This is a genomic window from Vibrio sp. THAF190c, from assembly GCF_009363355.1.
In the GTDB taxonomy this organism is placed as follows: domain Bacteria; phylum Pseudomonadota; class Gammaproteobacteria; order Enterobacterales; family Vibrionaceae; genus Vibrio; species Vibrio fortis_A.
Genome location: NZ_CP045339.1, coordinates 770,015 through 783,190, shown reverse-complemented (window position 1 = coordinate 783,190; position 13,176 = coordinate 770,015). Strand labels below are relative to the sequence as shown.

14 protein-coding genes are annotated in these 13,176 nt (G+C 45.2%); 4 read left to right on the top strand and 10 right to left on the bottom strand.

The window, feature by feature from the left end:
- Positions 1-23 precede the first annotated feature (23 nt).
- A complete protein-coding gene (locus tag FIV04_RS18475) occupies positions 24-698 on the bottom strand; it encodes a hypothetical protein (protein ID WP_152470044.1) in 675 nt (224 codons plus the stop codon).
- Between the two features lie 325 nt (positions 699-1,023).
- On the opposite strand from FIV04_RS18475, the gene FIV04_RS18470 reads away from it, so the two are divergent.
- Positions 1,024-1,977 (top strand): DUF2971 domain-containing protein, encoded by a 954-nt coding sequence (locus tag FIV04_RS18470; RefSeq protein ID WP_152470043.1) that lies wholly within the window; start codon positions 1,024-1,026, stop codon positions 1,975-1,977.
- 276 nt (positions 1,978-2,253) lie between these two features.
- Here the strand turns inward: FIV04_RS18470 and FIV04_RS18465 are convergent, their stop codons facing one another.
- Positions 2,254-2,646, bottom strand: a complete 393-nt coding sequence (locus FIV04_RS18465) for a hypothetical protein (RefSeq protein WP_152470042.1) — start codon at positions 2,644-2,646, stop codon at positions 2,254-2,256.
- An 808-nt stretch (positions 2,647-3,454) separates the two neighbouring features.
- Here FIV04_RS18465 and FIV04_RS18460 point away from each other — a divergent pair.
- Positions 3,455-4,267 (top strand): protein-tyrosine phosphatase family protein, encoded by an 813-nt coding sequence (locus tag FIV04_RS18460; protein WP_152470041.1) that lies wholly within the window; start codon positions 3,455-3,457, stop codon positions 4,265-4,267.
- A gap of 215 nt (positions 4,268-4,482) precedes the next feature.
- Here FIV04_RS18460 and FIV04_RS18455 read toward each other — a convergent pair whose 3' ends face one another.
- Together FIV04_RS18455 and FIV04_RS18450 are read right to left on the bottom strand one after the other, a co-directional pair.
- The gene (locus FIV04_RS18455; protein WP_152470040.1) at positions 4,483-5,367 is read right to left on the bottom strand and encodes an NAD(P)-dependent oxidoreductase; all 885 of its coding nucleotides are present in this window, start codon (positions 5,365-5,367) and stop codon (positions 4,483-4,485) included.
- Positions 5,368-5,380: 13 nt separating this feature from the next.
- Positions 5,381-6,283 carry a LysR family transcriptional regulator gene (locus tag FIV04_RS18450; protein ID WP_152470039.1) on the bottom strand — a complete coding sequence of 301 codons (903 nt, stop codon included), beginning with the start codon at positions 6,281-6,283 and terminating at the stop codon, positions 5,381-5,383.
- Positions 6,284-6,365: 82 nt separating this feature from the next.
- Between FIV04_RS18450 and FIV04_RS18445 the strand changes: the two genes are divergently transcribed.
- On the top strand, positions 6,366-6,623 hold the full coding sequence (locus FIV04_RS18445) for a DUF2798 domain-containing protein (RefSeq protein WP_032553716.1): 258 nt from the start codon (positions 6,366-6,368) through the stop codon (positions 6,621-6,623).
- A 169-nt stretch (positions 6,624-6,792) separates the two neighbouring features.
- On the opposite strand, the gene FIV04_RS18440 is transcribed toward FIV04_RS18445, so the two are convergent.
- The 4 genes from FIV04_RS18440 to phhA form a co-directional block, all read right to left on the bottom strand.
- Positions 6,793-7,509: a YebC/PmpR family DNA-binding transcriptional regulator gene (locus tag FIV04_RS18440; protein WP_032553717.1), complete on the bottom strand. Its 717-nt coding sequence runs from the start codon at positions 7,507-7,509 to the stop codon at positions 6,793-6,795.
- A 97-nt stretch (positions 7,510-7,606) separates the two neighbouring features.
- Positions 7,607-7,816, bottom strand: a complete 210-nt coding sequence (locus FIV04_RS18435; RefSeq protein ID WP_152470038.1) for a DUF3283 family protein — start codon at positions 7,814-7,816, stop codon at positions 7,607-7,609.
- Positions 7,817-8,018: 202 nt separating this feature from the next.
- On the bottom strand, positions 8,019-8,357 hold the full coding sequence (locus tag FIV04_RS18430; RefSeq protein WP_032553721.1) for a 4a-hydroxytetrahydrobiopterin dehydratase: 339 nt from the start codon (positions 8,355-8,357) through the stop codon (positions 8,019-8,021).
- Entirely contained in the window at positions 8,347-9,141 is a 795-nt protein-coding gene (gene phhA, locus FIV04_RS18425) for a phenylalanine 4-monooxygenase (protein WP_152470037.1), read from the bottom strand. The genes FIV04_RS18430 and phhA overlap by 11 nt, the downstream gene beginning before the upstream one ends.
- A 282-nt stretch (positions 9,142-9,423) precedes the next feature.
- Here phhA and FIV04_RS18420 point away from each other — a divergent pair, with 282 nt between their 5' ends.
- The gene (locus FIV04_RS18420; RefSeq protein ID WP_152470036.1) at positions 9,424-11,400 is read left to right on the top strand and encodes an acetoacetate--CoA ligase; all 1,977 of its coding nucleotides are present in this window, start codon (positions 9,424-9,426) and stop codon (positions 11,398-11,400) included.
- 51 nt (positions 11,401-11,451) lie between these two features.
- Here FIV04_RS18420 and maiA read toward each other — a convergent pair whose 3' ends face one another.
- Together maiA and FIV04_RS18410 are read right to left on the bottom strand one after the other, a co-directional pair.
- Positions 11,452-12,120 (bottom strand): maleylacetoacetate isomerase, encoded by a 669-nt coding sequence (gene maiA, locus FIV04_RS18415; RefSeq protein ID WP_152470035.1) that lies wholly within the window; start codon positions 12,118-12,120, stop codon positions 11,452-11,454.
- Positions 12,121-12,134: 14 nt separating this feature from the next.
- Positions 12,135-13,172: a fumarylacetoacetate hydrolase family protein gene (locus FIV04_RS18410; protein ID WP_152470034.1), complete on the bottom strand. Its 1,038-nt coding sequence runs from the start codon at positions 13,170-13,172 to the stop codon at positions 12,135-12,137.
- Positions 13,173-13,176 lie beyond the last annotated feature (4 nt).

Below are 13,176 nucleotides of genomic sequence, written 5' to 3'. Positions count from 1 at the left end.
TATCTCCCTTGTTCGAACGGATATTATTGAGCCTGACTGACGAGTGCTTTCGCCGTCATGGTTTCAATGTTGCTGCTGTCTTTCTCTTCCATAACCGCCAACCAAGACTGTGCTTGTGCGAAGTCTTCAGCTCGAATCGAAGCGGTAATCGCATAGCGGTAGATCCAAGCGGTAACAGCAAAGTTTTGGTGTGCAAATTCGTCTTCAGACAGCAGGTCTAAATAGAGGTCATAGCCACGGTCAAAGTGGTTAAACATATCTGGGAGTGAGGTGTAGGTGGTCGCCGCCATTGCGCGGGTGAGGTAGGCTTCTGGCAAGCCTTGCACTCTCGCCTGTTCAGCAACAGGCTGCTCGATGCTATTTAATAGAGTCAAAGACTTATCGATGGTCGCAAGCCCTTTTTCGACATACTTCATCTTGTTCCAAGGCAGAAAGGCATCGCGCCCCTGCAGGGTTTCGGTGCTGCCCAAGTAGACCAAAGTCAGCGGTGTTGCGCCCTCTTTGTCGAGGATCGATTTCAGCGCGTCATGCGCCGCTTCAACCATCTCTTCATCGCCTTGAGCAGCTTGGTTATACATAGAGAGAGCTTCTGGCGTTGGGTTGGCAAGTGTTAATGTCGGAACGATTGACACAAGCCCAATCAAAAGTGAACGGCTAAATAGAGAAGTAAACGAGTTTTTGTTGTTTGAAGCAGTCATGATATGTAATCCCTTTCAAATGTTGACGTTGAAAGGTTAACCACAAACTGTCACGCCGTTTTCTCAATGCGACGAATGGCAATTATGAGGAGTGAATGGTTGAGTTGGGGAATGAATGGAAAATTCGAAAAGAAAGAATACAACAGATAGGTCAATACATAATCTGATATTGCCCACTTGAGGCCTTAGTCAGCGCTGACTCATTTCTGCCCCGTTTCGAGTTGCTACTTTCACTAGTCTCAGAATGCTAGTGCCCAATTGACCAGTTTTTCCTTATGATAGTAACCTGAAGCAGAACGTTGCATATTTAAAGGGAATTAATCAAATGAAGCTGTATAAGTACATGAGTGAAGCCGCGGGTTTGGCTTTTTTGAAAGATCCAGCTCTGAGATTAACACCAGGTCACTGCTTGAATGACCCTTTCGAATGCAAAGTTACGGAAAAGTCAAAGTCAGCCCTGCGACAGCTGCTAGCTGAGCACAGTTCGATAAACGCAGCACAGGATGTATTTATGGCGAATTTTGAAAACTTTTTGAACTCTCATGGGATCATATCTTTGAGCGATAATCATGAAGAGTTGCTCATGTGGAGTCACTACGCTGATGAATATCGAGGAGTCGTCATAGAGTTCGAAGTTGACCCTAACCGACCATTCGACCTCTTTTACAACCAGCCATCTGAAAGTTCAGATTCCCACTTTTCAGATGTGTCCTACGGCAAACCAAGAGTCTTTCCTAAACAAATTGAGCCTGACAATTTGGATGAAGTTCGCGCCCATTACTATCTGAGCAAATATCAAAAATGGAAGTATGAAGGGGAGTATCGATATGTACTTCCATTTACTATGGGTCAGTTTGTAGTTGTAAATGAACGTACAGGTGCCCTTACATCCACTCTGAATAGCCTTGGTATTTCGGTCACAGATGGAACAGAAAGTTCATCAGTGCGTGAAGAAATTCCACTAACGACAGCACCAATTGATCATTTTTATGCTTGGTTCACCTCTAATACCACGAAGATAATGTTCTTCACTAGGGTCAAAGAGGATAGAATCGGCAGGATTTTCTTGGGGGCAAACTGTGACATTCAAAAATTCTTAGGTATTTTCGATGAACATGAGTTCGATTCACCATATAGGCCATTTGTTAATCCATTGACTGGAGAATATTTGGATATTTACAAGGCTGCACTTGATCAGGACGAATTCAAACTTGAATTTACATCGCTAAATCATGAGCTAGCGGTTACTAATGATGCGCAGCAAGCTGACGGAGTTTAGTAGTGTACTTATTGCAATATGATTGGGGCAGACACAAATTTGCCCAGCTTCGAGCTAGCTACCCAGGCTAGCTCAGTTCTGCCCCTTAGTTTGTTAACGTATGTACTTAGTGGCAGACGAGCCACTGAAGTCACCGTACTTTTCCTCATAACTGACTACAAAGAAGCAATGCTCAGTTACTCTCAAATTCTTACAAAAAGTGAGTTTCTCGCGGAAATTAATCAATTCATTTTTATGTGTATTTTTAGCGTCGCTGCTTAGGCTGCAATGTTAGTTCTAGCTTTTACTTGGTGAGAAACGCTTCCGTATCCATACTTCTTGAGCGGAAAATAATGCAAAGCAGAACACAAAAGCGGGCCATACTTGAAAAACGATGGATGTCGTTGTGGCATAGAATAGAAATGTATCAATATTAATTAGATAGTCATGTTCTTTCTGCTCAATACTCTCTAACCGATAGAATTGCTCTATCTCCACAATTGCTTTTTCGTTTAAGAAGGATGCTATAAAAGCTCGCTTTATCAGGTACAAAACCACCAGAAAAAATACAGCACTTGGAGCAATAAAATTTTTTCCATGCTCTCTACCAAAGTCATATGGCCATGCATCAACAATCACATCATAATCAACAACATTGAGTAATAGAACGAAAAACAAAGCAGCTAACATGTAACTAACTAGCCAGTATAGTGCACTAAGAGCCTTTGTATGTGAATTCTCCTGAGGAAAATCTCTCTCAATTTTTAACCTACTAAAATTGAAGTAGTATGTAAGTAACTTAATTCTCGTTAGCATTTGATTATTCGCTATTTATTTCCTATTCATTTAAATATCCTTTTAGGCGGAATTGGTTTGATACCCTTCTGAGTACCAATCCCACTACAAAACTCTGTTTACTCTCCAAACCTTTATAGTTTCGAACTGAGTCATCCTACTTTTCTGTTACTGGCCTAATCCTATCTACCTGAATTTACGTACAAAAAAGACTATCATCAACATGTTGTATTAATTTTGTGCGGGCGTTAGGGATAAATATAGGGCAGACCTCTTATTAACCCAATCGCGAATCATTCGTACTAGTAAAACTGTACTGTGGAAAAGCAATCGTAATAACGCGCAACGGGCAAAAGCTTTCACGATCGGCATCTCGCATATAGGTGCCGTTCGTCATTTTGGGACACAAGAAGTTATCCGTGAATGGTTAATCTAGCAAAGTCACTGACTCAGAATTGTCCAAAGACGCGCTGACGCCGATCTCGGTAAACACGTCTTTGCCCCAAAATGTGTTAGAATTTTTGCTTATTCAGATACTATTCATGAGCTTTTCCATACTCAAATTTATAAGGAACAATAGACTTTTAATTGCGCAACCATAAAAATCCTTTAATTACTAAAATTTGAGATACAACAATTTGGTGCGTAAGAAGTACTAAATATCCGTACACAAAAAGGATTTAACCACAGGGGGAGGAAAAGTATGAGAGTTCGTACTTCTGGGAATAGTTCTGATACCGCCGAACTACTGATGGGGATCAAAGGTGCAGCTAGACGCATTCGGTTTGACTCAAGAAGGGACCGATTTAATATTCCCCACAGTCTAAAAACTAGTATTCGCAGTGACTTAAATGCCAACTATCTTAAGGTCAATGATGAGAATATCGCTATTGCAACGCAGTACCCTTACCATCATCAGTTGGAAGCACACTTACAGCTATTGGTAGATAACAGAACCCCTGTATTAGTGGTGCTAGCAAGTAACAAAGATATTGTAGAGGACCAAATGCCTGACTACTTTTCTATTTCGGGTATCTATGGGGCTATAACAGTGACTTCCACTTTTACTGGTAAAGTGGATCTTACCGATTCGATTGAGGCTAAAACTTACAACCTCGATATAAAAGGTTATCAAACAAACTTAACAGTACCAGTAATACACGTTCATAATTGGCCAGATCACCACACTATCACCCCTGCGAATACCGAACATCTGATTAACATGATTGAGTCGGTATTGCTGGAGAGGAGAAGTTTTTATACTAAACGCAAGAGTCGTGCAATTGATGACCCAAATAAACTACTACCAATAGTACACTGTAGAGCTGGGGTTGGAAGAACTGGGCAAACAATTGCTGCAATGGCAATGCGTAAACACCCAGAGCTAAGTTTGGCTTCGATCACTAAAGATTTGAGAGAGTCACGCAACGACTACATGATACAAACTACTATTCAGATGGAGACACTCGTGCAAATTAGTCTTGCGACTAAAAACAAGTGCTTTGGTGTTGAGTAGTCTGCACTATATATCGAATGGTTAACCCCTGTGATACTGAAAGCGTTTATGATTTTCCATAGCTATCTTTATTAGATTTTTAGTTTAGGGGGGTCGCTGACAACCTTTTGTCCAATAGTGAGTTTCAGTTCCAACTCTTTCACTGCATCCCTAAGTTCACACAAACAAAAATAGCCGCTGATTAGCGGCTATTTTTAGTTATCTAAACGAAGCTTTTATGACTTTTGCTTCTTCGTCTCTTCAACCACAGCCTTCATCAATACCGAAGTATCCATGCGACCTTCGCCTTGAGCAGATAAAGCTTTGTAAGCATTATTGGTTTTTTCCGTCAATGGAAGTTGAATGCCTTGGCGCTCAGCTTCATCCAAGCAGAAGCCTAAGTCTTTGATCATCCAGTCGATAGCAAAGCCAAAATCGAATTTGTTTTCCGACATCGTCACCGCACGGTTCTCCATCTGCCATGAGCCAGCAGCGCCATTTTTAAGGCAATCAACCAGTGTTTGAATGTCCAAACCTGATTTTTCAGCAAGTACTAAGCCCTCAGACAGGCCGTTCAATACACCTGCGATACAGATCTGGTTAACCATTTTCGCGCGCTGGCCTTGGCCGACCTTACCCATCAAAACAGATGATTTACCGTAAGCGTCGAATACAGGTTGAAGATCATTGAATAGATCTTGCTCACCACCACACATGATAGTTAGCACGCCGTTTTCTGCGCCCGCTTGACCGCCTGATACTGGTGCATCCATAAAACGAACACCAGCTTTGTTAGCAGCAACGTCAAGCTCTTCCGATAACAGTGCAGACGTCGTGGTGTGGTCGACAAGGATCGCGTTTGGCTTCATCGCCGCCAATGCACCTGTTTCGCTGGTCGTCATACTGCGAACGTCGTCATCGTTGCCAACACAAACCAACACTACGTCAGCTTCTGCTACACACTCCGCAACGGTCTCAGCGGCTTTACCTTGGTATTTATCAGCCCAATCGAGTGCTTTGCTGTGAGTACGGTTAAATACCGTTACTTCGAAACCGGCTTTAACTAGGTGACCTGCCATTGGGAAACCCATTACACCCAGTCCGATAAAACTTACTTTCATTTATTGCTCCTTTTTATGAGGCGGGCGCTTCATTGTGAAAAGATCGAATGCTCTCGATCAGTGCATTAATCAGTAGCGTCAACGCCTTAGGCTGATATTTTCTCTCTTTGTACACTAAATATGCCTGTCGGTCACCTCGATGGTATTCAGGTAGGAGTTGAATAAGGTCCATATTGGGTGAGATATGACGAAACGGCAGTGAAGCGACACCTAAGCCATTCTCAACCGCTTCGGCGACTCGGTGGATATCATTGACCACAAACTTGGGTTGAATGCTGATATTGCGCTCAAGGGTATCTCCTTTATAGAGCGGAATGTCCGTCACATGGTCAACACTGACCCAGTCTTGCTGCGCCAACTGTTCTGGGGTGGTTATGGCACCTCTGCGCTCTAGGTATTTCTGGCTAGTAAAGAAGCCGTGCTTGGCTTTAAACAGGGGGCGCGCAATCATCCCTTCCAAGTTGGAGACATTAAAGGTTACGAGCAAGTCACGATCCGTTTCTGGGACTAAATGTTGCTGACTCAAGACTAAATCCAATTGCACCTTAGGGTACTGGATCAGAAAACTCTCGATCGTGTTGCTCAAAAAGCTGCCATAAAAATTGTGTGGGACGGTCAGCTTGATCTTGCCCTGAATCACATCCTTGCCTTTGAGCAGATCCAAAAAACCAGCTTGCAGTGACTCCATACCGCTACTGAGGGATTGAAACGCCGCTTCTCCATCCTCCGTCGCAACCAACTCTCGCCCTTTTTTCTCGAGCAGACGAATCCCAAGCCGCTCCTCTAAAGCAGATAGACGGCGCGACATGGTTGAGACAGGAAGCTGCAGTGAACGCGAGGCCGACAGCAGAGAGCCTTTCTCTACCACAGCACAAAATAAAAACAGATCATCAATGTTTCCATATATGGAATTCATGGTTCTTTACATGCCTATTTTTCTCATTTGTGGATAAGAGTAACCTTAACCCAACGAACAAGAAAAATCATTAGGAGCAGAGATGAACAAAAAACTTCACTATGTCACTGCAACACTCTCTTCACTGGTCATGGCAGTGCTGATGTCAGGCATAATTTCAGGTACTAAGATGGGCTTCAGCCACGATTGGCCACCAGTATGGCTAAACAGCTTTTTGTTGGCGTGGCCATGTGCACTGGTACTTAGCCTTACGCTACTGCCAAAAGTGAAAAAGCTCGCAGAGTGGATATGTAAGCCAAGAGAATCACAACCGTCTCAAGTAGGGCTGTGTGATGAATAGGGAGTCGACGAATGGTTTTTGTAATGATTAAAGCCAAAAAACACCAATTTTTTCATCGTTCCGGCGGAACAATGATCAAGGTAAAATCGCAAACATAAAAAAACCGAGCACATGGCTCGGTTTTTAGTATTCAAATGACAGCTCAGTGAACTGTCACGACAACGCAGAATTACAGCTCAGCGTTGTGGTAAACCTGTTGTACGTCATCACAGTCATCTAGAAGATCTAGGAACTTCTGGAATTTCACTGCATCATCACCCGCTACTGGCGTGTGAGTTTGAGGTACGAACGTGATCTCTTCAACGTCTAGTGTTAGATCTGGGAAAGCAGCTGTTAGTGCAGTCTTAGTCTTGAAGAACTCTGTTGTTGGAGCGAATACAGTGATTACGCCGTCTTCTAGCTCAACGTCAGTTACGTCTACGTCTTCCATCATTAGCGTTTCTAGGATGATCTCGTCATCTTCGCCTTTGAATTGGAATACCGCTTGGTGAGCGAACATGTGAGAAACAGAACCTTCAACACCGATTTTCGCACCAGTCTTAACGAAACATTGGCGAACGTCTTGGAAAGTACGGTTACCGTTATCTGTTAAACAGTCAACGATTACGCTTGTGCCACCAGGGCCGAAACCTTCGTAACGAGCTGGTACGTAGTCTTCACCACCACCGCCGTTTGCTTTATCGATCGCTTTGTCGATAACGTGTGCAGGTACTTGGTCTTTTTTCGCTTTAGCAATCAGGTGCTTAAGCGATAGGTTCATATCTGGATCTGAACCGCCATTCTTCGCACACATGTAAATTTCTTTACCGTACTTGGAATAAACTTTAATTTTTGCGCCTGCTGTTTTCGCCATAGAGGCTTTACGCACTTCAAAACTTCTTCCCATCGGGATCTTCTCTCTGATTCAATTAACGGGGCAAATTCTAGCAAAAAACCGCATCATTTCAATTCTGCGGCATTGCTGGGGTAAGCGTGGTCTGCAATTATGCGACACCCATTACCTGTTTGTATTTCTCTACAGACTGATCAAACCAAGCTTTCTCTTGTGGTTCAGTGAGCTTCATTGCTTCTTCAACAATGGCTTCAGGGCCACATTTTGCCTGCTTCAATTGCCATACGAGGAATGAAGCCTGCTTATCCAGCTCGATCTTGTTTTTCTCATCGGGTGGAAGGAGTGAAAGGTTGATAGACATTTTCAGCCTCAGTCTGTAGTAAACTTGGCCGAGAAATATAGCATATAGGGCTCTAGTAAAACCAATATTATAAGAAGAATTCAATAAGAAAGAGGCTCACACAGAGCCCCTAGCTTGCCTATTTAAGCAATGATGGCACTCTCATCACAAATAACTCACAAATCCCCTAAATGCTTGACGCAACTCGTCAACAATATCTTTGTTAGACATCTGGCCTGAACTCATCGCATTTGGCCGCACAGATAAAATCGTTGTTATGGAGCCCCTTAATGGAGTGACTCCACCATGTCACGGTCACTTTGCCCCATTCCAATAATATTGAAGGGTGATGAAACTCTTCTTCAGCCAATTCTGCGACTTGATTGCTGAACGCCCATGCCAGCTTAAAATTCTTAAAGCGATAGGTTTTCTCCAACTGCGGAATGCCCTCTCTGATGACAATCTCCCAGTCATGCAGCTCTTTTAGTAGAGTCTGTTGCTCTGATTCATTCAACGCTTTGGCATCACTGGTACAGGCTTCGCATTTTAATTCATTCAGCATGTGTCGCTTCCTTTGGTTCAAAAAGTGGTGGTAATAGCCCTGACTGACGAGCTAAATCAGCTTGAGCAATGAGATCTTGTTGGCTTAACTGAAACAAGTGCGCTAAACCATCAATAACAAAATATTTCGGCTGCATGATGTCTATTCGATAAGGCGTTCTGAGTACAGTCTGAAGATCGAACGTTTCTCGAATAACGCTTGGCTCTTCCAATGCGTAGAGTGTTTCTGCTGGCGATGACAAGATCCCACCGCCATAGATTTTGGTTTGTCCTTGCTCTTTGACTAAACCAAACTCAACGGTAAACCAGTATAGGCGAGCAAGATAAGCACGTTGCTTGGGCGTCGCAGCTTGACCCAAACGGCCATAGTGTTCAGTGAACGACGCGAAACTGGCATTGGTCAGCATCGCGCAGTGGCCAAAGATTTCATGGAAAAAGTCCGGCTCTTGCAAGTAGTCGAACTCGTCACGGGTTCTTAAAAAGGTCGCGACAGGGAAACGCTTGCTACCAAGCAGTGCAAAGAAACGGTCGAAATCAATCAATGCGGGCACAGGCTCTACCTGCCACCCTGTGGTGGAGGCTAATACTCGATTGATTTCAGGTAGTTGTGGTACTCGGTCTAAAGGCAAATCCAATAAGCGTAACCCTTGCAAATAGGCCTCACAGGCTCGATTTTGGATCAATTTTAGCTGCCTACTAACCAAGTCATGCCAAATCGCATCTTCTTGGCTGTTCCAATCTACCCACCCATCTTGGCTGACAGGTTTAGAATGATAATGAGTCACTGCTTCCCTCCAATTGCTTCCCTACTTTAAGCGTATCCGCCCTCCCCTTAACCGCCAGTTTGTACAGACGGATTAGCAACATGAAGCCTGTAACAAATATTTTACATTAATTTTAGTTGTATGATTTTATTGGACTTTTAAATACATAACAGTGGGAATAACACCGCCTAGTTCACTCAAAGGCTATACAAGTGAGGTGCTAGCGTGTTGATAGCCATTGTTTGACTTTGGAGATCGTCGGTACAAGACTGAATCTATTAACTTTTTATCGAAGAGGCGCTCATGGATAAGAGTGAACCAATCTGGCAACCAAGCTCTGAGCGCATTGCTCAAGCGAACATCACAAGGTACATGGATCAACTAAACCAACAGGGTTTAAATCTTGATGGTTACCCCGCACTGTATCAATGGTCTATTGAGCAACCAGAGCGTTTCTGGGGGCAAACGTGGGAGTTTTGTGGTGTGGTAGGTTCACAAGGGAAACATATCGCCATTTTGGGAGAGCCACGTTGGCAGCAGTCACAGCCCAATCGAGATACCTTATGGTTCCCAGAAGCCAAACTCAACTACGCTGAAAACCTGCTTAAGCATGCCCACCAGCAACAGGACACTCTGGCGATATGGTTCGAAAATGAGTTGGGCGAACAGACTCAATACACTTGGCAGGCACTGTATGACGATGTCTCTCGTATTCAACAGTGGCTGATGGAGTGCGGAGTGACGAAAGGCGATACGGTCGCTGCGTATACTCCGTATTTACCAGAGGTGGTGATCGCTATGCTCGCTGCTACCAGTTTAGGAGCGACTTGGACATCAACCTCGCCCGACTTTGGTGTGGAAAGCGTGCTGGAGCGCTTTGGACAAGTTCAACCGAAAGTGTTGTTTACCTGTGATGGCTACTCTTTTAATGGTAAGCACTTCGATATGTCAGAGAAAAACCACGCGCTTTCTCAGCAAATATCAGGGTTAGAGCAGGTCTGTCAGATAAGCTACGCCAACAAAGCCAGTGCGCCAGCGTCACCCTCTCACCAAAGCTGGCAAGCGGTTATCGCTTCTTACCAAGCTAGAATCATCGAGTTTACTCAAGTGAGTTTTAATCAGCCGCTGTTTGTTCTCTACTCTTCAGGAACCACTGACAAACCGAAATGCATTGTGCACAACGTCGGTGGCACACTACTCAACCACCTGAAAGAGCATCAACTGCACTGCGATATCAAGCCACACGATCGCGTATTCTATTATACCACCTGTGGCTGGATGATGTGGAACTGGCATGTTTCTGCACTGGCGAGTGGGGCTTGCTTGGTGATATTTGATGGCAGCCCAATGTGCCCAAATCCAAGCGTTTTATGGGATTTAGCTGCACGAGCCGACATAACCCTATTCGGTACCTCAGCGAAGTATTTAGAAGCGCTCGAAAAGGTTCCATTTCACCCTGCAGAGCACACCGCTTTGCCCGCGCTGAAGACGCTCTGCTCTACCGGTTCCGTACTCTACCCTGAGCAGTTCGATTTTGTCTACCAATCGATAAAGCCCGACTTACACCTCGCTTCGATTTCTGGTGGCACCGATATCTGTGGCTGCTTTGTGCTGGGCAACCCTATCTCTCCGGTTTATCGAGGAGAGTGCCAAGCAGCTGGCCTAGCAGTGGATGTAAGAGTGTTTAGCAGCCACGGAGAGGCCATAACCGAACAACGAGGCGAACTGGTGTGCTGCAACTCACTCCCCAACTTCCCGAACGAATTTTGGAATGATAATGGTGAACGCTATCACGACACCTATTGGAGCCGTTTTGAGGATACTTGGCACCACGGAGACGATGTAAAGCAGAGTGACAATCGAGGTTTTGTATTCTTCGGACGTCGCGATGCAACACTCAACCCCGGTGGCGTGCGCATCGGTACGGCGGAAATCTACCAACAGGTGAATCATATTGAGGGGATCGTCGACTCTATCGCCGTGGGCAAAGCGGCTGAGCGCAATGAAGAGATCTGGCTATTCGTTCAACTGGAATCACAAATAGAGCTTACCGAGCCTTTAAAGACGACCATTAAGAGCCAGTTGAAATCTGCGTGTTCACCAAGGCATGTCCCGAGCCAAATCTTTGCGATCAGTGATATTCCTAAAACCCGCTCAGGTAAGTTGGTGGAGCTGGCCGTGAAACAGGTCGTTAATGGCAACCCCGTCGAGAACATCGGTGCGATCGCCAATGCCGAGGTACTAGAAGAGATAGAGCAAATGATTATGAAAAAGGGATAGCCGCTCATACAGCTACCCCTTTTGCAATCTCGTTACTGTTTGTCCCTCAGATTAACTGCCCGCGTCCTCTTGGTTCTCGGGCAGAGCATCAATGAAGGCTTGCTGTTGATTACACGCTGCAACGATCGAGTTAATCAGCGGATAGGATGACATATCAACTCCAAACCTTTGTGCGTTATACACTTGTGGAACCAGACAGATATCAGCAATCGACGGTGTATCAATCACACTGAATCGACACGAGCCGTACTTCTCTCTATGCTTTGCAAGCTTCTCTTCAAACGCCGAGAACCCTTGCCCAATCCAGTGATGCATCCATTTAACCTTGGCTGATTGCTCACAGCCTAGCTCTCGCTCTAAGTATTGCAGAACGCGTAGATTATTGAGCGGATGAACATCAACCGCGATGTCTTGAGCTAACGCCAATGCCTGATAGCGCAGCGGCGTTTGCGTCGGTATCACTATGTTGGATGGGTACTCGTCATCCAAATATTGGATGATAGCCAAGGACTGGTTAAGGCAAATTTCACCGTGCACCAGCACAGGTACTAACTCGGCGGCATTCAAGCGGTGATATTCAGCACTGTGCTGTTCACCGCCTTCACGCAACAGATGAATCGATTGTGACTGGTAACTAAGCTGTTTTAGGTTGAGACAGATCCTGACTCGATAAGCCGCTGATGATCGCCAATATCCGTAAAGCTTGATCCTTTCACTCATCGCTTACCCTCTACTTACGAGCCTTGATACTTAATCACTTGTTGCTCAATGGCACCGAAGATCGACTGCCCTTCCCTATTCAACATCTCCAATTTGATCGAGTCACCAAAGGTCATAAAGCGCGTCTTAGGTTGACCATCACGAATGGTTTCAATCATGCGCACCTCTGCGATACATGAATAGCCAACACCACCCTCTTGAATCGACGTGCCATGATCAGTGCCCTGTTTATTCGATACGGTGCCAGAGCCGATGATGGTGCCTGTCGACAACGGACGTGTTTTTGAGGCGTGCATAACCAGCTGCGCAAAATCAAACGTCATATCAACTCCAGCATTGGGGCAACCAAACGGCTCGTTGTTATAGGTCGAGATCAGAGGAAGATGGATCTTGCTCTGGTGCCAGTCTTGCCCTAACTCGCCTGGGGTAACGGCCACGGGCGAGAATGCAGATGAGGGTTTTGATTGGAAAAAACCAAAACCTTTGGCTAGTTCGGCTGGGATTAATCCTCGCAGAGAGACATCGTTCACCAACATTAACAAGCGAATCGACGCTTCTGCCTGCTCTCGATTTGCTCCCATCGGCACATCACCAGTGATCACGGCGACTTCCCCTTCAAAGTCTATCCCCCATTCATCACTCGCAAATTCAATGTCATCGCGAGGACCAATGAAAGAGTCGGAACCGCCCTGGTACATCAACGGATCGCTCCAAAAGCTCTCTGGCATCTCCGCGCCGCGCGCCTTTCTGACCAATTCAACATGATTGACATAAGCGCTACCATCCGCCCATTGGTAGGCTCGCGGCAGTGGTGATTCACAATCAAACGCCTCAAAAGGCTCGCTTTGTTCGACGCTCTGATCGTTAAGCGCTTCATACAATTCGGACAATGGTAATTCTACCTGTTGCCAATGATCCATGGCTGTCTGCATCGTCGGCGAGAGATGCAGTGCGTGGAAAATCTCTGTTGCAGGGACACATCGAGAAAGATCTCGACTCACGACCATCAATAGTCCGTCGCGAGTCCCATTTTTCTTGGTTGCTAATTTCATCGTT

Coding starts and splice junctions, on each gene's coding strand:
- FIV04_RS18430 (WP_032553721.1), bottom strand. CDS start 8,357: ATGCTGAATGAATTAAAATGCGAAGCCTGTACCAGTGATGCCAAAGCG.
- FIV04_RS18455 (WP_152470040.1), bottom strand. CDS start 5,367: ATGAAAGTAAGTTTTATCGGACTGGGTGTAATGGGTTTCCCAATGGCA.
- FIV04_RS18435 (WP_152470038.1), bottom strand. CDS start 7,816: ATGTCTATCAACCTTTCACTCCTTCCACCCGATGAGAAAAACAAGATC.
- maiA (WP_152470035.1), bottom strand. CDS start 12,120: ATGAGTGAAAGGATCAAGCTTTACGGATATTGGCGATCATCAGCGGCT.
- FIV04_RS18440 (WP_032553717.1), bottom strand. CDS start 7,509: ATGGGAAGAAGTTTTGAAGTGCGTAAAGCCTCTATGGCGAAAACAGCA.
- FIV04_RS18460 (WP_152470041.1), top strand. CDS start 3,455: ATGAGAGTTCGTACTTCTGGGAATAGTTCTGATACCGCCGAACTACTG.
- FIV04_RS18450 (WP_152470039.1), bottom strand. CDS start 6,283: ATGAATTCCATATATGGAAACATTGATGATCTGTTTTTATTTTGTGCT.
- FIV04_RS18475 (WP_152470044.1), bottom strand. CDS start 698: ATGACTGCTTCAAACAACAAAAACTCGTTTACTTCTCTATTTAGCCGT.
- FIV04_RS18470 (WP_152470043.1), top strand. CDS start 1,024: ATGAAGCTGTATAAGTACATGAGTGAAGCCGCGGGTTTGGCTTTTTTG.
- FIV04_RS18445 (WP_032553716.1), top strand. CDS start 6,366: ATGAACAAAAAACTTCACTATGTCACTGCAACACTCTCTTCACTGGTC.
- FIV04_RS18410 (WP_152470034.1), bottom strand. CDS start 13,172: ATGAAATTAGCAACCAAGAAAAATGGGACTCGCGACGGACTATTGATG.
- FIV04_RS18420 (WP_152470036.1), top strand. CDS start 9,424: ATGGATAAGAGTGAACCAATCTGGCAACCAAGCTCTGAGCGCATTGCT.
- FIV04_RS18465 (WP_152470042.1), bottom strand. CDS start 2,646: ATGTTAGCTGCTTTGTTTTTCGTTCTATTACTCAATGTTGTTGATTAT.